At 40.4% G+C, this 20,691-nt stretch carries 20 protein-coding genes and 1 other RNA gene; 3 read left to right on the top strand and 18 right to left on the bottom strand.

Annotation, left to right across the window (positions count from 1 at the left end; all coding sequences use genetic code 11):
* Window positions 1-28: 28 nt before the first annotated feature.
* The gene (locus IGI44_RS03375; RefSeq protein ID WP_438786406.1) at window positions 29-508 is read left to right on the top strand and encodes a methylated-DNA--[protein]-cysteine S-methyltransferase; all 480 of its coding nucleotides are present in this window, start codon (window positions 29-31) and stop codon (window positions 506-508) included.
* A gap of 51 nt (window positions 509-559) precedes the next feature.
* On the opposite strand, the gene IGI44_RS03370 is transcribed toward IGI44_RS03375, so the two are convergent.
* From IGI44_RS03370 to IGI44_RS03290, 17 genes are all read right to left on the bottom strand, one after another.
* Window positions 560-1,054: an LURP-one-related/scramblase family protein gene (locus IGI44_RS03370; RefSeq protein WP_438786404.1), complete on the bottom strand. Its 495-nt coding sequence runs from the start codon at window positions 1,052-1,054 to the stop codon at window positions 560-562.
* Between the two features lie 177 nt (window positions 1,055-1,231).
* A complete protein-coding gene (locus IGI44_RS03365) occupies window positions 1,232-2,101 on the bottom strand; it encodes an SPFH domain-containing protein (protein WP_438788907.1) in 870 nt (289 codons plus the stop codon).
* Window positions 2,102-2,267: 166 nt separating this feature from the next.
* An RNA gene (ffs, locus tag IGI44_RS03360) (signal recognition particle sRNA small type) lies at window positions 2,268-2,351 on the bottom strand.
* A 26-nt stretch (window positions 2,352-2,377) separates the two neighbouring features.
* Window positions 2,378-2,881, bottom strand: coding sequence for a tRNA adenosine(34) deaminase TadA (gene tadA, locus IGI44_RS03355; RefSeq protein WP_438786402.1), 504 nt, complete (start codon window positions 2,879-2,881; stop codon window positions 2,378-2,380).
* Window positions 2,882-2,974: 93 nt separating this feature from the next.
* Entirely contained in the window at window positions 2,975-3,310 is a 336-nt protein-coding gene (locus IGI44_RS03350; RefSeq protein ID WP_016179811.1) for a hypothetical protein, read from the bottom strand.
* Between the two features lie 123 nt (window positions 3,311-3,433).
* Entirely contained in the window at window positions 3,434-4,144 is a 711-nt protein-coding gene (locus IGI44_RS03345; protein ID WP_438786401.1) for a zinc metallopeptidase, read from the bottom strand.
* Between the two features lie 117 nt (window positions 4,145-4,261).
* A complete protein-coding gene (locus IGI44_RS03340; protein ID WP_438786400.1) occupies window positions 4,262-4,585 on the bottom strand; it encodes a zinc ribbon domain-containing protein YjdM in 324 nt (107 codons plus the stop codon).
* Window positions 4,586-4,755: 170 nt separating this feature from the next.
* Window positions 4,756-5,805, bottom strand: a complete 1,050-nt coding sequence (locus IGI44_RS03335; protein ID WP_438786399.1) for a hypothetical protein — start codon at window positions 5,803-5,805, stop codon at window positions 4,756-4,758.
* Between the two features lie 222 nt (window positions 5,806-6,027).
* The gene (gene nagE, locus IGI44_RS03330; protein WP_438786398.1) at window positions 6,028-8,004 is read right to left on the bottom strand and encodes an N-acetylglucosamine-specific PTS transporter subunit IIBC; all 1,977 of its coding nucleotides are present in this window, start codon (window positions 8,002-8,004) and stop codon (window positions 6,028-6,030) included.
* Window positions 8,005-8,007: 3 nt separating this feature from the next.
* A complete protein-coding gene (locus IGI44_RS03325) occupies window positions 8,008-8,859 on the bottom strand; it encodes a PRD domain-containing protein (protein ID WP_438786397.1) in 852 nt (283 codons plus the stop codon).
* A 192-nt stretch (window positions 8,860-9,051) separates the two neighbouring features.
* The gene (locus IGI44_RS03320; protein ID WP_438786395.1) at window positions 9,052-10,008 is read right to left on the bottom strand and encodes a DHH family phosphoesterase; all 957 of its coding nucleotides are present in this window, start codon (window positions 10,006-10,008) and stop codon (window positions 9,052-9,054) included.
* 13 nt (window positions 10,009-10,021) lie between these two features.
* On the bottom strand, window positions 10,022-11,353 hold the full coding sequence (locus IGI44_RS03315) for a DRTGG domain-containing protein (RefSeq protein WP_438786394.1): 1,332 nt from the start codon (window positions 11,351-11,353) through the stop codon (window positions 10,022-10,024).
* Window positions 11,354-11,488: 135 nt separating this feature from the next.
* On the bottom strand, window positions 11,489-12,916 hold the full coding sequence (locus tag IGI44_RS03310) for an MFS transporter (protein ID WP_438786392.1): 1,428 nt from the start codon (window positions 12,914-12,916) through the stop codon (window positions 11,489-11,491).
* 137 nt (window positions 12,917-13,053) lie between these two features.
* Window positions 13,054-13,260, bottom strand: coding sequence for an MJ0042-type zinc finger domain-containing protein (locus IGI44_RS03305; RefSeq protein ID WP_438786390.1), 207 nt, complete (start codon window positions 13,258-13,260; stop codon window positions 13,054-13,056).
* 130 nt (window positions 13,261-13,390) lie between these two features.
* Window positions 13,391-13,525: a hypothetical protein gene (locus tag IGI44_RS03300; RefSeq protein WP_002302374.1), complete on the bottom strand. Its 135-nt coding sequence runs from the start codon at window positions 13,523-13,525 to the stop codon at window positions 13,391-13,393.
* Window positions 13,526-13,568: 43 nt separating this feature from the next.
* Window positions 13,569-14,873 carry an IS91 family transposase gene (locus IGI44_RS03295; RefSeq protein WP_438785899.1) on the bottom strand — a complete coding sequence of 435 codons (1,305 nt, stop codon included), beginning with the start codon at window positions 14,871-14,873 and terminating at the stop codon, window positions 13,569-13,571.
* A gap of 145 nt (window positions 14,874-15,018) precedes the next feature.
* Window positions 15,019-16,698 (bottom strand): ribonuclease J, encoded by a 1,680-nt coding sequence (locus IGI44_RS03290; protein WP_438786389.1) that lies wholly within the window; start codon window positions 16,696-16,698, stop codon window positions 15,019-15,021.
* A gap of 317 nt (window positions 16,699-17,015) precedes the next feature.
* Here IGI44_RS03290 and sstT point away from each other — a divergent pair, with 317 nt between their 5' ends.
* A complete protein-coding gene (gene sstT, locus IGI44_RS03285) occupies window positions 17,016-18,251 on the top strand; it encodes a serine/threonine transporter SstT (RefSeq protein ID WP_438786387.1) in 1,236 nt (411 codons plus the stop codon).
* A gap of 273 nt (window positions 18,252-18,524) precedes the next feature.
* Here the strand turns inward: sstT and IGI44_RS03280 are convergent, their stop codons facing one another.
* The gene (locus IGI44_RS03280; RefSeq protein ID WP_438788905.1) at window positions 18,525-19,571 is read right to left on the bottom strand and encodes an aspartate-semialdehyde dehydrogenase; all 1,047 of its coding nucleotides are present in this window, start codon (window positions 19,569-19,571) and stop codon (window positions 18,525-18,527) included.
* A 287-nt stretch (window positions 19,572-19,858) separates the two neighbouring features.
* Between IGI44_RS03280 and IGI44_RS03275 the strand changes: the two genes are divergently transcribed.
* A complete protein-coding gene (locus IGI44_RS03275) occupies window positions 19,859-20,677 on the top strand; it encodes a hypothetical protein (RefSeq protein ID WP_438786386.1) in 819 nt (272 codons plus the stop codon).
* Window positions 20,678-20,691 lie beyond the last annotated feature (14 nt).

Here is a 20,691-nt window from a genome sequence, read left to right as displayed (position 1 = left end):
CTCGTTCGCCAAAAAAGCAGGTGAAAGTATGAAGTTCGACTCTATTCTCGGTACGATTTGGTTGGATGCTGACCAAGCCGCCTTAACTACTATTTCTTATACCCCGATTGATGAAAATCCGCTTGCCAATCAGGAAATTCTGCAAGCTGCCCAAAATCAGCTCTTAGAATTTTTGGCTGGCGAACGAAAAGCATTTGATATTCCGTATATCTTTGCCTATGGAACTGCTTTTCAGCAAAAAGTTTGGCAAGCTTTGACGGAGATACCTTACGGGGAAACGTGTAGCTATCTAACAATCGCTGAGAAAATTCGAAATCCAAAATCGGTTCGGGCCATCGGCCAAGCGAATCGTAACAATCCATTACCGATCCTTGTTCCTTGTCATCGAGTGATTGGCAAAAATGGTAAATTAGTTGGTTATTCCGGTTCCAGTGAGGAAGGATTAAAAATCAAAGAGCAATTACTCGCAATCGAAAATCCGTCGCTGCAAGCAATGACTCTTTTCTAAAACGAAAGAAGCTGCCGTTATTGAATGGTTTAATCAATAACGGCAGCTTCTTTAGCTTGACGCCGACGAAGCCGCTGCTTCATCCTCCTTCACGCAATCAATCGCAATGACCAGTGAAATAATTAACTCTTCTAATGCTTCATTCAAAATCGTAATCTCGTAGGTATCGCCCCAGGAAATCCAGCGCTTATTTATCTCTGCAACCTTTCGTCCTTTTTGCGATACTTCAAAATCCATGTCCCACCAGTTGCCATTAACCGTCAGATTTTCTGCAGAAATTGAATACTTTGCTTTAAAGAAACTCAATTGTTTAGATATCTCAATAGCCTCTTCACCATTGATCTCAACAAAAAATTTTGGTAAAAGACTAATTGTTTTTTTGGTGATACGACTGATTTCCTTTCCCCGTTCATTTTCAATACTAAATGTCTTAGGGATTTTCATAAAGCTGCCTTTGACCGAATATTTCAAACGTTGCTCCTCATCCACTACCGTGAACTTTTCACCAATACTAAAAACCTTCTGTTTGATGTATAATTTTTTCATTCGCCTTCCTCCTTTTTCGTTTTAATGCCTAATGCCATAGACCATGCAACCATTCTTATACTCACTATATACTAAACATTGCTCGTTAAAAGATGAAAATTTGAACTTTTTTATTATCATTGCCAGACGATACCTCTAACTTCACAAATATTAAACTGGAACCGGCAACTGATCGCCTTATTTTTCTGAAAGATCGCCTGTATTTATCACAGGCTGCGTTCCTTTATCGGTGATAATTGAAACCAATAGATTATTGATCAACTGTACTTTCCGATCATCTGTAAACTGAATGTCCTGTCCATTTTCGATTTGTTCGAGTGCCATTTGCGTCATCGTAACCGCGCCTTCGACAATAGTTTGACGCGCAGACAAGATCGCTTTGGCTTGTTGACGTTGCAGCATTGCATTCGCAATTTCAGTTGCGTACGCTAAATGGTTCAACCGAGTCTCGATCACCTCAACACCCGCCATTGCTAGACGCTCTTGTAATTCTCCAGCTAATTCTTCTGATACTTCAGTCGTATTTCCTCGCAACGTTAAATCATCCTCATTAAACGTGTCATACGGATATTGCGTTGCGATATGACGAATCGCTGTTTCACTTTGAATTTCGACGAAATCTAGGTAATAATCCACATCAAACAATGCTTTGGCCGTATCCACTACTCGAAAGACCACAACGGCAGAAATTTCAACAGGATTCCCATCAGAATCATTGACTTTTAAAAGCGAACTATTGAAATTTCTCACCTTCAAAGATACGGGGATTTTTCGTGTTAGAGGAGTCGTTATGAACAATCCATTTTCTTTAATCGTTCCTAGATACTTACCGAAAAACAAGACCGCCTTGGCCTTATTTGGTCCGACAATCGTTAAAGAACTTAAAAATAGTGCCGCAACAATCCAAAGAAGAACACCTAAAAAGATCAAACCAAAACTTTCTTTAGTATTACCAGTAAGCACTGACCAAAAACCAATTCCCAAAACTATAAGCAATCCAACTAAACCTATATAGCCGTTGATATGAAACGCTTGCTTCTCCTTCATCATTGCACCTCCAAGATTTAATACCCCCAGTTTACGCTTCTTTTAAACGAGCTTCAATTAATCCGATTATTACAAAAAAATCTACGAAAAAAAGGAACCGCGATTAACACAGTCCCTCAGTTTGGATAAAAGAAAAAGCAGACCAAAAAGTCTGCTGGAATATTATTTATATCAGACACATGCCGGATCCTACTTAGTGCTGCTTCCTTCCAGACCTGACACAATTCACAGGCCCGGCATTGTCCTGCCTTTCGGCAAAAAATAGTATAACAAACTCTACTCGTTTTGGCTAGTCTTTTTTTTCCGTTCACGAATCGCACGAAAAAAATTCGTTAGCAACGTTCCGCATTCCGCTTCCAAAATCCCACCCTCAACATACGCGCGATGGTTAAAACGTTCATCCGTTAATAAATTCATTAACGTTCCTGCAGTACCGCCCTTAGGATCGTAAGCCCCAAAATAAACTTCTTCTACCCGCGACAAAATCATTCCTCCGCTGCACATCGGGCAAGGCTCCAGCGTCACAAACATCTGACACTCCTCTAAACGCCAACTACCTAAATAACTGCAGGCCTCGCGAATAGCAAACATCTCTGCATGACTCGTCGCGTCCTGACTATGCTCTCGTAAATTGTGTCCGCGACCAATAATCTTCCCTTGATGAACAATAATTGCGCCAATCGGAACCTCCGCGATCGCTTCAGCCTTCTTCGCCTCATTGATCGCTTCACGCATAAAATACATTTTCTCTTCTTCAGTTAACTGACTTTCACGTTCCATTTTTTCCTCACTTAAATTTTCTCTATTACTAATTCATCTACTTTAGCATAACTTTTTCAGCAAAAAAAGGTGCGCCATCACTGGCACACCTTTTTACATTACTTTGTCTACTAAATCCATCAATCGGTCCTTCAAATCTTCGGTCGTATCTTTGATAGAGTCACCATAGACCGATACGCGCTTTTTTCCGCTTTTGATCTTGTCTAAAATACTCATGATGTTATCCAAATCTTCATCTGAAAGTTTATCCACAATCGCTAGCAGTGTTTCACTGCCATCAAACTTAGCGTTCACAAAACGTTTTACTTTGCAGCGATTTGAAACATGACGAGCCTTTTCAATTAGCTTTCCAGAAGCGACTACAGCGGTAGCAGTACTGGCCGCAACAATGACGCCCACTCCGATTTTGACTTTGGTCGATCTTTTCATAGTATCAGCTCCTTTATTTCATGATACCACACTCTTAAAAATATCAATAATAAGAACTACCAACAATTGAAAGCGCAATTATTAAAAAATGCATACTAAAAAAGAACCGACAATTGTCGGTTCTTAGTCGCGGCTTCGATTACCAAAAAGCAAGACCAGCCGTAATAGTTGTAGGAATGTTGCCAAGGCTGCTGCGACATAAGTCAGCGCGGCCGCCATTAAAACTTTCCGGGCAGCTGCTAGTTCATCCTCTGCCAACATATTCCCATCACGTAAGATACTCAACGCACGTCGTGAAGCATCAAATTCGACGGGTAAGGTTACAAGCTGAAAAACTAACGCTAGCGAAAACGCCAAAATTCCGATATTAATCAATGTTTGGTTCCAACTCATAATGACGCCTAACATAATCAATGGAAAGGAAAGCGTAGAACCGATATTGGCAACGGGTACGATCGCCGCTCGTAATTTCAACGGAAAATAGTTTTTGGCATCCTGTACGGCATGTCCACACTCATGCGCCGCTACACCAATGGCAGCTACTGAAGTTGACTGCGCTGTGGCTTCAGACAGACTCAATAGTTTATTCCCGCTATTATAATTATCCGTCAAATTCCCGGCAATTTGCTGAACACCGACATCGTTGATCCCCTGACTGCGCAAAATATATTCAGCTGCCTGCGTACCTGTCACGCCTTTACTGCTGCGGAACTCATCATATTTACGGAACGTCGAATTGACATAAGCAGAAGCAAATCCAGAGATGACCAGTCCGGCAATAACTAATAGAAACGTGGGATCTAGAAAATTATAAAATGTTCCATACCCATACATAAACATTCTCCTCTAATTAAAGATAATTGTACTGTTTGAAACAAACAGTTTCCTACGCTTAGTTTAGCATGAAAGCCGTGAAGTTTTTATGAAAACAACTCTAAAAATCTCTCTAACTTATAACTTCTTAACAAATTCAGACTTCAACTTCATAGGTCCGAAACCATCGACTTTACAGTCAATGTTATGATCGCCTTCAACTAGTCGAATATTTTTGACTTTCGTTCCCTGCTTAATGGCGCCAGAAGCACCCTTGACCTTCAAATCCTTAATAACGGTCACACTGTCACCATCTTGCAACGGATTGCCATTGCTATCTTTAACGACCAATCCTTCTTCCACAACTTCGCTTTCAGACCACTCGTGACCACATTCCGGGCAAACAAATAGGCCGCGATCTTCATACGTGTACTCTGACTGACACATAGGACAATTTGGCATACTCTTCCTCCAATAGATTTATTTTCTCTAAACACTTAGTTTAGCCGAAAGTCTGGAACTTGAAAAGTCTTTCCTAAAAAAATCCGGTATTGGATGGCGTCAGCTCAGCGAAGCTCGCTTATTCGCACACTGGTGTTACCTACAAATAGAGCAGCCTCACTTAAAAAATATCATTTTCTTTTGTTCCTTTTTCGATCCTTCTTCCGCCCTAGCAAACTATCCACTATATGCTTCTTCTTTTTGCCCTCTCGATTGTTCTGAATCTGTTCTTTGCTTTTGCCAAGACGTTTATAAGACGTGTCCGATTGTTGCAGTCGTTCATTTGCTTTACTCGCAGCTGCTTGTTTCTTCGGTTCAGTATTCGCTGGTGTCCTGCTGGTTGTATTACTATTTTCCGGCCAATTAGTAGGGTTTGGTTCTTTTTGCTTTACGGCAGTGGTTTTATCCACAGTAGACGCCTCTTCCGTTCTAGTAGGTGTGAGCGGTTGTGGTGGCAGCTTCTTATCAGTAGCAGTGACCGTTTTTTTCGGAGCTTTTTCTTGTTGGGGCGCTTGTTTGGCAGCTACTGTTTTTTCCTCATCAAGAACCGTTTTTGTTTTTTGACGAGAATTATGAGCTGTTGCAAGGATTTTCCCCGACGTTTGATAACTCACATAAGTCGCATACTTTCGTGCATCGGCAGTATCAAAAATACTCAAGGTCGTCAATATCGTCAACACCTGAATCGTTTGTACTTCATCAAAGGTTGAATCGGTCTCGCGAATCGTCAACTGATGTTTTTTCCCGATACTATCTTCAAAGATGGCTTCTACACGATAAACAAGGCCCTCAACGCGATTATCGAGTGTCCCTTCTTGTGCCAAATAGCCACTATTTAAACGTGCTTCTTCCGTCTGTGTGAGATAGCTAGAATGACCATTAAACAGCCGCTTTATCACTATTTTCAATTGATCCGCAGTAAAATATTTTTCAAAATACGGCAAATATTGACGCATGACAGCTGTTGGTTCTGCTGATAAATAAGCTTCTTGAATCAAGTCCTGAATCAACCCAGCAAATGCTCCCATACAGAAAAAATTTCGCACGAGAATAGCAACACCGTATTCAATTAAGGCGTCCACATCTCGAGTCTCCGTATAGTACGCTCGTACCCGTTTCTCCAAACTTTCAGATTTCATCAGAAACAACTGTCTTTCAGCCAATTTTTGCACACCCATCATTTATCCTCCTAGCTAATAGCGCTTTCATTTTTTACAAGCATATAATATAACATCAACCAGAGTTTGTAAACCCCTTTCGGAAATACCTTTTTCTATTATAGAAATAAAAAAATATGAATATTTAAAGCTAAAAACAGGTTTTTTTCACTCAAGAAAAATAAACTGAAAAACCATTTTAAAATAACGATAGACCGCGTTGAATTCAACACGGTCTATTGCTGTTTATTTACTTGTTAATTCGCCAATAACTTCATTTGCTTGAACGTCTCTCACTTCTGACAGATCAACACTCTTCACCTTGTCCATATTTGTCAGCGCAACAATGATATCTGTTTTCTTTCCTGCCTTAAGAACAGCATCTAAATCAACTTTAGCAATCAGCTGTCCACGACCTACAGGCTGGCCAGCTTGAATAAATAGTTCAAACGGTTTTCCGCCAAGATCCACTGTGTCTAGCCCCATATGCAAGAGTACTTCAATCCCTGATGCGGTAGTAATCCCTACCGCATGTTTCGTAGGGAAAACATTCGAGATCGTTCCTGCAACTGGGGAAAAGATCTCACCAGAAGTAGGTAATACTGCGTACCCGTCACCCATCATTTTTTCAGAGAAGACATCATCTGAAACCTCTGTGATCGGTACTAAGCGTCCGTTAGCTACTGCAAATAAATCCTGTGTTTTTGGCGCTTTTTCTTCAAGGATTGGTTGCTCAGTTATCGCCTGACCAGTCCCGCCGCTCCCATGCAAACGATTCATTTCATCTGCGACGAATTGAACTTCGGTTCCGACAATCACCTGAATATTTTTCCCATCAATTACTTTCACGCCAGGTACACCGGTAGCTTTGATCTGACTTTCATTGACAGCGCCAGTATCCTTAAGCTGCAAACGCAACCGTGTCGTACAATTATCAATGGCTTGCACATTTGCAGCTCCGCCTAATGCGTCATAAATTTTTTGTGCCATCGCAGCATGCTTGCTGTCTCCAACCATATCAATATCTGGCGTTTCTTCTCCATCGCCTTCTTCACGTCCTGGAGTCATCAGATTGAATTTCGTGATCGCAAAACGGAAACCGAAATAGTAAATGGCCGCAAAGACCAAGCCTTGCAAGACTAACATCAATGGTTGATTTGCTACTGGATTTTTTAAAGATAAGAAATAGTCCACAAATCCTGCACTAAATGCAAATCCTGCCGTCCAATGGAAGAAGGCACTCACTGCCAAAGATAAGCCTGTGAAAATCGCATGCAACACATACACCGGCCAAGCAACAAACATAAATGAGAATTCAAGCGGTTCAGTAACTCCTGTAAAGAAAGAAGCAAATGCTGCCGCGATCATTAAGGAAGCCGTGACCTTTTTCTTTTCAGGACGCGCACATTGATAGATCGCTAATGCACCAGCTGGCAACCCAAACATCATTACTGGGAAGAAGCCCGCTTGATACATCCCTGTTTTACCGACAATAGCCAACCCATCATTAATCGCTTGCTGACCAGCTAAAAAGTTTCCGATATCGTTGATTCCTGCTACATCAAACCAAAATACTGAATTTAATGCATGGTGCAATCCAGTTGGGATCAGCAGTCGATTGAATAGCCCATAGAGCCCTGCTCCGATAAAGCCTAAGCCAGAAATCCCCTCACCCAAACTAACCAAAACGTTGTAGACTACCGGCCAGATAAATAACAAGAGCACTGAGATGACCAGCATGCCGACAGCCGACATGATCGGTACCAGACGCTTTCCACTAAAGAACGATAAGGCCATTGGAAGCTTTACATCACTAAAGCGATTATACATTTCCGCCGCCACTAACCCGGCAATGATCCCGACAAAAACATTGTTCCCCATGCTGCTAAAGGCTGGATTCACATCTGCAAGTTTGTCAATCCCTAATAACGCTTGTACAGATTCGGGATTCAAAACCGTTTTAGGAACAAGGTAAGCCACTAGTCCCGCTAAAGCTGCTGCACCATCCTTGTCTTTTGACATTCCTAACGCTAAACCGACTGAAAATAATAATGCTAAATTATCTAAAATTGCTAAACCACCCTTAATTAAAAAGGTTGTTGCGATGTTGTCGATACCTATCCCAATCATCCAATTGGCAATACCGACGAGAATAGACGCTGCCGGTAAAACGGCAACTGGTAACATCAACGAGCGACCCATTCGCTGCATATATGCTTTCATAAATTATTCTTCTCCTTTATGTTCCTTTATTTTGCGCAATCGTTCCACGTGAATAGCAACATACCCCAATTCCTCGGTAGTGATTGCTAGCTGGTAATTTTTCATTAAAAAGACGCGAATCTTCTTTGCAACCTGATAACTCTCCGGGTACTTATTTCTTACCATTTCAATAATGTCCTGATCCAAAACGGCATAACGCTGATTCTGATACCGCTGCAGCAATAGTCGTAAATGATTTGCCAAGCGCGAGTAGTCCAATGCCATTTCACGCGAACGAATATTGATCTCCAACTCTTTCTCAATTAAATGAATCACGTCAGAAATAATTGTGACCTCTCTAATGCTGTCATGATTATTATTCTTCCCTGTTCGAGCGCTATGGATATGGATAGCAATGTAGCCCGCTTCATCATAACCGTAGGGAATCTCAAGTGTTCGATTCAGGTAATCAACCGCCCACTGAGCAATCGCAAATTCCTCACTATACAGAATCTCGATCTCACTCAGTAATTTATTGCGGATCACAATGCCATTCGCAATATTTTGAGCCGCAAAAGCGATATGGTCCGTCAACGAGATAAAAATATGCTCATTCAATTTTTCCATCAGTACCGTTTCAGCATGATCAATGATGGCTTCTGCTGCAAAGAAATAAGCTTCATCAATTTGATTCAATAAGGTCTGTAACTTCTGCTGTCCTTCTGGTTCCATCACAAATATCCGTTCGATGTCGCGAGAAAAAAGCAGATCATTTCGTTGCTTATTAAATCCTAATCCTTTGCCGATGGCGATTTTCTCTTCCCCGTGATCATCTACCAACACTGCATTTTGATTCAATATCTTTTTGATTTTCATTGCTTGTCCTCATTCTGCAGAATAGTTTTTTTCTGTTCCGACTAGCTATTGGCCAAATAAAAAGGCATGGAAAGAAGCACAAGGAAGCTCCTTGCGTCTCTTTCCATGCCTAGTATAATCTAGTCACATGAAACAGTATTTGTTAACACTTTGAATTGTATAGACCGGTTACCTTTTTGTCAATATCTTTTTTCAAATAAACTGTTTTTTCTTGTAATTTTCGCATAAAACTTGGATTTCACGATAGATTTCTTGACACATTGCTTGGTCTTTCGCATTTGCTCCGCTGGCTAATGGATGACCGCCGCCATGGTAGCGTTTGGCCAATCCATTGATTACCGGGCCTTTCGAACGCAGTCGAACGCGGTAATAACCTTCTGGCTGTTCCACGAAAATGGCCCATGCCAACACGACATCAATCGTTCCTGGAAGTGGCACAAGTGCCGCAGTATCAGAATCTTTTATCCCATACTTATTTAAAATCGCTTGATCTAAAAAGACATAGCCGGCGCCATTTTCATCAATCTGCAAGTTTTGATAAAGGTATCCAGAAAGCTTTGCTACATCTAGTGAGATCTGATCAATCTCGCGATTCAATTTCACTGCATCAAAGCCGTGATCTAATAGTTTTGCAGCTACCTGCAACGTATGCGAAGTGGTAGCGGGATACAAGAAGCGCCCCGTGTCTCCCACGATGCCGCCATATAACAAACGGGCAGCGTTCTCTGTTATCACCAACGCTTCAGCAAACGCAAAATCCGCAATGATCTCACTACAGCTGCTTGCGTTTGTATTCACCCAGAGTAAATCGCCATAAGGATCATCATTTGGATGATGATCAATCTTGATCAGCTTCTCACCGAGCTTGTAGCGGTCATCGCTGATTCGCGGCGCATTCGCTGTGTCAGTAACGATAACGAGCGCTCCTTTATATAAATCATCAGGGATTTCATCCATTTCAGCTAGAAAAGACAAACCCTCAACTGGTCCGCCGACCTGATAAACTTCCTTTTCTGGATAAGAAGCGCGTAGAATTTCTGCAAGCCCACATTGTGAACCAAGAGCATCTGGGTCTGGGCGCATATGCCTATGAATAATAATTCGATCATATTGGTTGATCATGTCTAAAATTTCTTTTGTAATTGTCATGCTTTTCCTCTTTCTAAGAACGCTCCATCACTTGACAGACCACGATTGCTTTGGCCACGATGACATTGTCAATGTAAACCTCCAAGTCGACCTTTGCTGAGCGTCGTCCTAGCTCTAGTGTTTTTGAATGAATTTCAATCTCACTTTCTAATTGAATCAGTCTTAAATAATGTAGATTCATTTGCTCAATCAACGTGTTGCGCCGCTGATCCAGTAAAATACTTCGTTGAGCTACATTGGCCACAATCTCGCTTAACACGCCAAAGGAAATCGTTCCAACACTATTGACCATTTGAGGAGTGACCTCAAACTTGAAGTAAGGATTTTCCAGCAGATTATCCTCCCGATCTGTATCAACTGTTATAATATCCCCAACAATTTGATCAGAAATCGTGTTAGACATTTGCGGCTGCCGTTGAACCAGCTGCATCGCCTTCATAACATCCTGACGGCTAACCATCCCCACTAAAGAAAGATCATCTTTCACTACCGGCATCATTTCAAGGCCATCCCAAATCATTTGGTGGCTAACCGAAGCCACGCTCATACTCTGCTTCACAACATTCGGATCCCTTGTCATGACGCGATCGATCATCTGATTTTCAGCCTTTCCTAAGACATCCTTCGCCGTTACAACCCCTAAGACACGCATGCTTTTATTGACAACCGGAAAACGCGAATGCCCCGTTTTATCTGACAAACGATGATAACTAGCAATAGTATCTCCAGCCTGCAAATAGACCGTCTTTTCCAAAGGCATATAAATATCACTGACTTGCATAATGTCCTTTTTAATCAATTGGTCACTCAATGCACGATTGATCATCGTAGCCACCGTAAAGGAATCATAAGTCGTACTTAAAACGGGTAAAGCCAATTCATCCGCAAGCTTTGCAATCTCAGGTGTTGTATCAAATCCACCTGTAATTAGAACTGCTGCACCATCTTGTAAAGCAAGCTTTTGAGCCCCCTCACGATTTCCGATGATTAACAATGAACCTGGTGTAATATAACGCCGCATGGCTTCTTCCGTCATCGCTCCGATGACAAATTTATTCAAATCTTTGTCTAGTCCATTAGAGCCGCCTAAAACATCTCCCTCAATGATGCGAACAACTTCCCCAAAAGTAAGTCGTTCAATATTTTTTTTCAATTTGCGTTCAATCCGAATCGTTCCGACACGTTGAATGGTCGAAACCAAGCCAATATTTTCGGCGTCTTTGATGGCACGATAGGCCGTTCCTTCACTGACACGCAAGTTTTTAGCAATACTCCGAACGGAGATTCGTTCTCCCACCGGCAGATTCTCAATATGTTCTAAAATTAGATCATGTTTTGTCGCCATAATTTCCTCCCGCTATAAAATTTATCTATTATAGTAGTACAGCTTAGCAAAATCAGTATAACAGAGTAATCTGAAAAAAAGAAGTCAACCGTTATCATTAAGACAACGATCAACTTCTTTTCTGCTATTAACTGTTTAACTTTCAGCCTTTTTTCTAAATCGGACAAGTGAAATAGCTAGAGCGACGATACAAATTAGTAATGACGCGACAAAAGTGACGCGCATACCAAAGATAAAAATATCTGGTCGTCCATTAATATAGGTCGTTACCCGTTGACCATAAGAAGCACTCATACCGCTGTAGAGAATCGTTGTGGATAAGGCGATGCCGATAACCATCCCCAAATTGCGGGCAAAAGAATTCATACTGCCAGCAACCCCAAGATTTTCCTTTTCGACACTGCTCATGACAATCGTATTATTCGGTGATTGGAATAACGCGTTCCCCATCCCCATGATAGCTGTTGCTAAAATATAGTAAAGAATCGGACTTGTCTGATTCATAAAAATATACATGAATTGGGTGACGGACAACATCGTCAAACCGATCAACACCAATTTTTGCGGACCTATCTGATCTGTCAAATAGCCGCTAAGAGGAGAACCAATAACCATCAAAAAAGGAAAGACCATCATTAATAAGCCAGCATAGCTAGCTGTTAATCCGCGGGCATTTTGTAGGTAAAAAGGCATAACCACATTTACGAAAAAGTTTGCGGAAAAAATCAAGAGCGCCGTAATCAAGCTCATCGTAAACATTTTATTTCTTAAAATACTAAAAACCAGCAGCGGGTCTTCTTTTTGTTTCTCTACTTGAATAAAGCTTACAAAAAATACGATCGCTACTACGAATAAACTAAGCGGCAAGATATGTATATACCCAACTTCTTGTCCAATAAAAACCGCCCCAAAGAAGCTCATAATCGTCACCGCAAAGGTCACAAAGCCCAACCAATCGATTTTCTTTTTGGACATCGTGAGATCTTTTGGTAAAAATTTTTCGCCAATTAAGATCGTCAAAATCCCAACCGGCACGTTGATCCAGAAAATATATGACCAAGAAAAATGCGACAAGATTAAACCACCAATCCCTGGACCCGCAATTGAACCTAGTGAAACAAATGCTCCGATTGCTCCTAAAGCCCTTCCTCGCTCTTTCATCGGAAAAACTTCAGTGGTGATACCGGTGTTGGTCGCCATTGTCATGCTGGCGCCAAGCCCCTGAACCACTCGCCCAAAAAGCAGCATTGTTAACGAATGATTGAAGCCGCACATCAAAGAACCCAATGTAAAAACAATCGTGCCAATTCGATAAACTTTAATTTTCCCAAAACTGTCCCCGATTTTTCCGAATAGCAATAAGCAGGCACAGACGATCATCAGGTAGATCGATACTACCCACTCCGCTTTATTCATTGGTACCGCTAAATCTTTTGAAATAGTCGGCAGGGCGATATTGACGATGCTTGAATCCAAGGTAGACATGAACGTAAACATTGCCACCGAAACTAAAATCCACCAACGATTTTTTTGTACCACAGGATCCTCTTGGTAAGTTTTCATAAAGGTCTTCCTCTCACTACAAATTAAATTTTATTCAACAGTCACCCATTCTTTTGTTCCTTACAAAAGGGTGAACTGAGACCATAGTTAGTTTAAGGAGTGCGTTAAAAAAAGCAACCCAAAATAAAAACGAGAGATTATTCCCCCGTTTTCTCCTCATATTTTCCTTGCTCTCGATCTTCAAAAGTCATGAAGTAACCGTTCGTAATCCTTTTTTCATAAATATGATGGCAATTGGGACATTCAACTGGCATCGCTTCTTTTGGATGCTCCTGAACATTCAATACTTCATCAACGAAAAAATGTGTGCCGCAGTTTGGACACTTTAATGGTTTTTCCAACATATGACCAACCCTCTCTACATTTACTGCTAAATTAATAATACTCCTTTTTGACGAAAAAACAGAGTAGTAAGTATTAAGAAAACCTCAGGAGAAAACCGCTCCTGAGGACTTTTTGTTTAGATGAATCATTTTATTGTCGATCACTGATTCTAAATTCGTATCCAAGTACGTTCTTATAATATTCTGGATACATCTCTCCACCGCATTTTTCGCAATCAAATTGCGGAGCGTTCTCAGGATCAAATGCAACATCTCCTGCATCCAAAAATTGAACCACTTCCTTTGGAATTTTTTCCTTTATCCCACATTCAAGACAAATGTAATGAACCACTCCATTGGAATCGAAGGCTTTTAAAAGCTGCTTCTTTTTCTTTTTCATACTTACGTTTCGATGCTTCTTCCCCAATTTTTTTATTCTCCTCTCGCATGAATCGTTCCGATTCTTTATTCTTCGCATATTTCACTACAAGTCGTCCATTTTTAGACACACTAACTCCACTAAATTCATAATATTCGCCACATCTAGTACATTCCAATGGATTTACTCCGAATTCTTCGGCTATTCGTTCACACCATGATTTTGGTTTAAGTGCTTTCTTCACATTCACAAGCATTCGTTGAATCTCTTTCTGGTAATTACTTACTACTTTTTTCATGATTGTCTTGATCCGCCGACTATAAATGCCGTATCTACGAATTGTTTTGAACTGGTTCTCTGGAATATGACGAATCAGTGCACCAATAAATTCCTCTGCCGACATCGTCTTTATCTTATCCGTGTTAGTTCGTTTATCGTGATACTGAAACATCACTATTTTCCCATCGTACAAAAGGATACGATTTAAAGCAATGGGACCACGTTTCATATAACGACTGATATATTCTAATATTTTTTTGAGAGAAGTTCGGCTCCTTTTGGGTGCATGCACGTAAAAGCCCTCTGCATTTTTCGTGTACGCCGCTTGTAAAAGCGGCTGGACTCGTGCCTTATCCCATTGGGATAAGGTTCTTCGAATAAGCTTTAGGACCGCATTCTGCCAATATTTCCTCAACATTGCGAACGGAAAATAGTCATAGTCCTTCCATTTTCCATCCTTCGTCAGTCCACCCATGGTGACGACTAAATGAACATGCGGATTGTATTCTAGCTGAGAACCGAAGGTGTGGAGTGTTGCCACAACCCCAGCTTGTATATGGTGTTTTCTAAAAAAATCTAATAGTATCCGTGCAGCTTCGTCCATTAATCCTTTTAAAAGCTCCCTACGATACTTCTCCTTCAGAAAAATCTCACGTAAACCTTCATCGATCGTGAAGATGACGTGCCGATGTGTCACTGTAAACAGATCATTCGCCGCAACCTCTGCCCACCGTTGACTTTCCCCTGTTGCACAAGTTGGACAAAATTTCCCTTTACAGCGAAAAGCAACTTTCTTTACATCATGGCATCCTTCACAGACAAATAGGCGGTAACCTTTTTTAAGGTCGCCACAATCGCGAAACTTCTTCACTTCTCTTTTCACAACGGATCGAATCCTTCTCGTGTACCTTTGATTGAACTTCTCCCAGTTCTGATATTCATCAAAGAAAATGGCGTGTAAAATATTGGGTTTCATGTCTCTAGTTTAATAGGAAAAAGACCAGATGAAAAGCGGTCAAAAGATTGATGTATCAATCCTTTGACCGCTTAAAATGTTATACTCCCTTTAATGTTAAAAAAATTCTCCAATCAACAATTGATTGGAGAATTTGCAGATTTGACTATTTGCGACGCCCTCGACGCTGATTGGCTTCCATGATAACAGGTAAGATCACAGGACGACGTTTTGTCTGTTCAAACAAGTAACGACTTAATTGATCTCGAATATCTTGCTTCAATTTGCTCCATTCAAAGTCATCGGAATGCAGATGTTTTTCGACGATTTCACTGGTGGTTTCAGCACTTTCTTTGATCAAGTCACGGCTCGCTTTGATATAGACGAACCCTCGTGAAGTGATTTGCGGCGCAGAAACAATTTTTTTCAGTTTACGATCAATCGTTACCACAACTACAAAAATTCCGTCATCTGATAACACTTTGCGATCACGTAAAACGATGTTCCCAATATCACCGACGCCGATTCCATCAATCATGATATTGTCTGCGGGTACACTGCCAGCTGCACTCATATGTTTATTTTTGTATTCCAAGACATCACCGCGACCAGTAATGAAAATATCCTTGAAGGGAATGCCCAGCTCATTCGCTAAACTTGCATGAGTAGCCAATTGACGATATTCCCCTTGAACTGGAATAAAATACTTTGGTGACATGAAATTCATCATCATTTGCAAATCACGAGGATTGGCATGACCAGAAACTCGTAAGTTCTCAGAAATGCTCTTGACGATCCCACCAGCACGATAGATCATATCTTCCGTTTTTGCAACGGTCGTTTCCATCGCGATTGTTGGAGTAGTCGTGATATACACTAAATCCCCGTCTTCAATCTTCAAATTGCGATGTGAGCGATTCGCCATCTTTTGCAATGACTTAATCGGCTCACCCATGCGTCCTGTTTCTAGAATGATCAATTCTTCTGGTTGGTATTTCTTCATTTCCTTAATTGTCACTAGAATATCTTCTGGTACTTCTAATTTATTCAAGCGCATTGCCGTCTTAATGATGCGGTCTAAATCTTGACCAGTCAATACCACCTTACGTCCAGCTTTTTCTGCTGCGTTCAAGATTTGTTGAACCCGCTGCAAATTGCTGGCAACACAAGCTACGATAATCCGTCCGTCCCATTCATTGATGGTGTCATAGACTTCACTAGCGATTTCACGTTCTGAAGCTACTTGGATCGGATTTTCCGCATTTGACGAAGAACTCAATAATGCTAAAACTCCCTCTGAACCAATCTCAGCTAAACGAGGGTAGTTCGTCGCATACATAGGAATTGCTGTTGGATCAAATTTGAAATCTCCTGTGTAGACGATACTGCCTTCGTCTGTTTTCAAGCTGATACCGACAGAATCCGGAATCGTATGAGTGGTCCGGAAAAAACTAATGATCGCTGTTCCAAAATCAATCTCCGTATGCTCGTCAATGACGTGAAAATCTTTAAAGCCTTTGCTTTCTTCATTTTGATTGACATTTAATTTTGCCAACTCGATCGTCAATTCCGTTCCGAAAACTGGCACTGCTACCTCAGATACCAAATAAGGCAACGCACCAATCGCATCCGCATGACCATGGGTCAAGAAAACCCCGGCTACGCGTTCGGCATTTTCAATTAAATAGGTAAAATCAGGAATCACGACATCAATTCCTAATAGTTCATTTTCTGGATACTTTAGTCCGCAATCGAGGACAAAAATATCGTTATCCACTTCAACTGCATACATGTTTTTACCATTTTCACGTACTCCGCTGAAGGGAATTATTTTGACTGTACTCAAAATATCCACCTCTCTAGTTTCTTTATCTATATATTAGCTTACTCAGACCCCGTAATCAGTACGGTCTGTGCCTATACTCATTAGCTATTATACATGTTTTTCCAAAAATAGGGAGAGTTTAGCTGAATGAATTAGCTGAAAGGAGCTGACTAATAAGTGTTCCGTGTCGCCTTATTTCCGCTGATACTACTTATTGAATCGCCGTTTAATTATGATCTGGAACTAAAAGAAACAGTTGCAGGTACCTTGTATTTCGATTAAACTTTAGTTGTTATATAATGCTAAAATAATTAAAAATAGAAAAGGAGATTCTTGTTTTGTTAGATTTTTTTAAGCAACTTTCGTTAATTAAACGAATTGTTATAGGTATTATCCTCGGTGGCTTATTAGGAGTATTTCTTCCTCAATGGAGCTTCATTGCAATTTTTGGGAGCCTATTTGTCGGGGCTTTAAAAGCGGTAGCACCACTACTAGTATTTGTATTAATCATGTCATCTGTTTCGAAGCATCAATCAACAACTCAAACTTATATTAAACCTATTATTTCTTTGTATCTATTTACTACCTTGTTAGCTGCAACAATTGCCGTATTAGCTAGTTATATTTTTCCGCTAACGATTTCTTTACAAGAAGTTTCAGGTTCTCAAGAAGCACCAAAAGCGCTAATTGATGTATTGACGACCATTTTGAATAATATTGTTCAAAATCCATTGCAGGCAATGATTGAAGGAAATTATTTAGGCGTCCTATTTTGGGCAGCTTTAATTGGTTTTGCCTTACGTACACGAAAAAATTCTGTTAAGGAAGTTATTGATGAGTTTTCTCTAGCAATTACGGGCGTCGTTCAGTTAATTATTGCTATGGCACCACTTGGTATTGCTGGTCTCGTCTTTGATTCGGTTTCTTCAACTGGTCTTGCTGGATTGATGCAATACGGGCGTCTTCTACTCCTTTTGGTAGGAACTATGCTGATCGTGGATTTAGTTGTTTATCCTATAGTAGCCTTTGTACTAATTAAACAAAATCCGTATCCCCTCGTTTGGTTCTGTTTAAAAGAAAGTGCGATTCCAGCGTTTTTCACTCGAAGTTCAGCAGCAAATATCCCAATCAATATGATGCTAGCAAAACGCCTAGGGTTAACTAAGGAATCGTATTCTATTTCTTTACCACTAGGTGCAACTATTAATATGGGAGGTGCCGCAATTACTATATCGATCATGACCCTAACGGCTGTCCATACTTTAGGAATAGACGTGCCTTTTAGTTTGACGTTAATCTTATGTGTATTATCGGCGTTATCTGCCTGTGGCGCTTCAGGGATTGCTGGCGGATCATTACTATTAATCCCATTAGCCTGCAGCCTTTTCGGAATTTCTAATGACATTGCTATGCAGGTCGTTGGCGTTGGTTTTATTATTGGTGTTGTTCAAGATTCTGTTGAGACAGCAGTTAACTCATCAAACGATTTATTTTTCACTGCGATCGGAGAGTTTTATGATCTTCGGAAACATGGAAAGGAAATAAATTTAAAAGAGCGCTTGGCAAATAAATAAAAGTCGTTTCGTTTTCTAAACAAATGTACCAACATATTGATTGTGTTAACTTCATCTAAAAAATTTTTAGCCGAACATATCCTCACTTATGATACTGCTCCATGTATCGCAAGTGAGGATATTCATCGTACGTCACGTGTAAGCAGTTCTTACTCCTGAATACTGCCATTTTCGTTGATTTGCCTTCAAACCGACTTGTAAAATTTAATCCTTCCTTTGAAGTCAAAAAAAGACCTGCGACACCAAACGTCACAGGTCTGAAAAATTAACTATTTACTTTAAAAGTCCCATTTCATACATCGTCTCGGCAATTTGAAGTGAGTTCCACGCCGCACCCTTTAACAGGTTATCTGAAACTACCCACAGATGGACACCCTTTTCCTCATCTGGATCTTTACGGATACGTCCGACAAAGGTTTCCTTTTTGCCAACACAGTTTAGGGCTTGCGGATAAATCTGCTGACTTGGCTCATCCTCCAATACAGCACCTGGGGCGTTAGCGATGACTTCTTGGATCTCAGCGACTGTCGCTGTTTTCTCCGTTTCAATATAGACAGATTCAGAATGCCCGCTCATAACCGGAATACGTACACAGGTTGCCGAAACCTTAATCGAATCGTCCTCCATGATCTTTTTCGTCTCGTTGATCATTTTCCATTCTTCATTGGTATATCCAGCATCCGTAAACACATCAATTTGCGGCAAAGCATTAAAGGCCAATGGGTAATGTTTCTTGTCTCCCCCACATGGTAAAATGTTCGCTTGCCATTCATCCACCGGCTTTTCATCTAGAAAGTCCCGTGTTTGTTGTTTCAATTCTTCCATTGCTTGGTTCCCTGCGCCTGATACTGCTTGATAGGTTGAAACCAGCACTCGTTTTAGCCCAAAAGCCTGGCGAATTGGCTCTAAAGCCACCATCATTTGGATCGTTGAACAATTAGGGTTCGCAATAATCCCTTTGTGACTGCGTAAAGCTTCAGGATTAACCTCAGGAACAACCAAAGGAACTTCGGGATCCATCCGGAAGTGACTCGTATTATCGACAACAACTGCTCCACGTTTGACTGCTTCAGGTGCAAATTTTGCAGAAATACCTCCACCTGCTGAGAATAAAGCGAGATCAACATTCTCAAATGATTCTGGAACTAATTCCTCAATCGTTTGAGTTTCGCCTTTAAATGAAAGTTGCTTCCCTGCGGAGCGCTTTGAAGCTAAGAATTTCACAGTGCCAATTGGCAACGTGCTATTTTCTAATAGTTTAATCATTTGTGTTCCTACTGCGCCAGTAGCGCCGACAATTGCAACATTCATTTTTCTCATCACAATCACTCTTCCTTTTCATAGTATTTTAACAGTTTATCATATTTGCTTTGAAACGCAAGCGCTCTTTCGTTTTTCACTTCTCGGTTCGCCACTTATGTATTATAGTCTAATAATCTTTCAATCATTTCGCTCTAAATAATTGATATAACAAAGATAAAATAAACAATCCATTCAATTTATCGGAAAATAATTTAAAAAAATGGGTTTTTTAAAATATTATTATTGCAGTTTTCTAATAAAGGCTTTAGAATTAATATAGAAGCGTTATTCATAGGAGGTCAATCATGAAAGTGAAGGGGTATATCATCAGACAAAAACGCAAAAAAGTTGGTATATCATCAGAAGCCTTGAGTACCATTTGTTCTCCAATCGATTTAGAACAGATTGAAGTCAAAAACAAAGGTATTTTGGAGGTGATCATTGATCTCTGTATGAAATTAAAAATTCCCTATCATCACGTTTTTCCTGACAAAATTCTTTTATCGGAAGCCTCCTTGTTGAATATCATTCGTTGTTTACATCTACGTCAAGAGTTTTCCAGTATTTTGTTTTTGTTAGACACTTATGGAAAAATGATTTCTTATGAAAACGCCCGTATCGTTGGTCACTTAATGTATTTTCGCGCGTATGCCCATCTTTTTGAAACGCATGACACCAAAAAAGCGGTACATTATTTTCAACGAGCTTATACCTTTTTCCGAGATGAAAAACGGTATGAACTGTTAGTACTTAAAGGATTAGCTACCTGTTATCAAGTAAACGAAGAAAAAAAGCGTGCCCGTATTTATTTTGAACGCGCTGAACAATTGGAGGAAAAAATGAATACTCAATTAAAATTAGGACCATCTTATTATCAAGCAGCCTGCTTCTATGCTGAGCGTGGGGATCAGAAAAAAGCGGATGCTCTTTGTGATGAAGGGATCGAAACGCTCTTAGAGGTGAACGTGACTACTGGTTTGGAAGAACTGTTTTACGAAAAAGCGATCATCCAAGAGGACATTAGCAAAAAAATCGAATTGTTAAAGCAGGCAGATTATTATGCGAAACTAAATGAAAATTATGATTTAACAGAATTGATCCATGAAAAACTGAATAGGGTTTAACTTGAAACAATCTA

The organism is Enterococcus sp. DIV0756, from assembly GCF_051710745.1.
Lineage (GTDB): Bacteria > Bacillota > Bacilli > Lactobacillales > Enterococcaceae > Enterococcus_A.
Note: the sequence above shows the minus strand (reverse complement) of the source record. Positions and strands in the feature narration are given on the sequence as shown.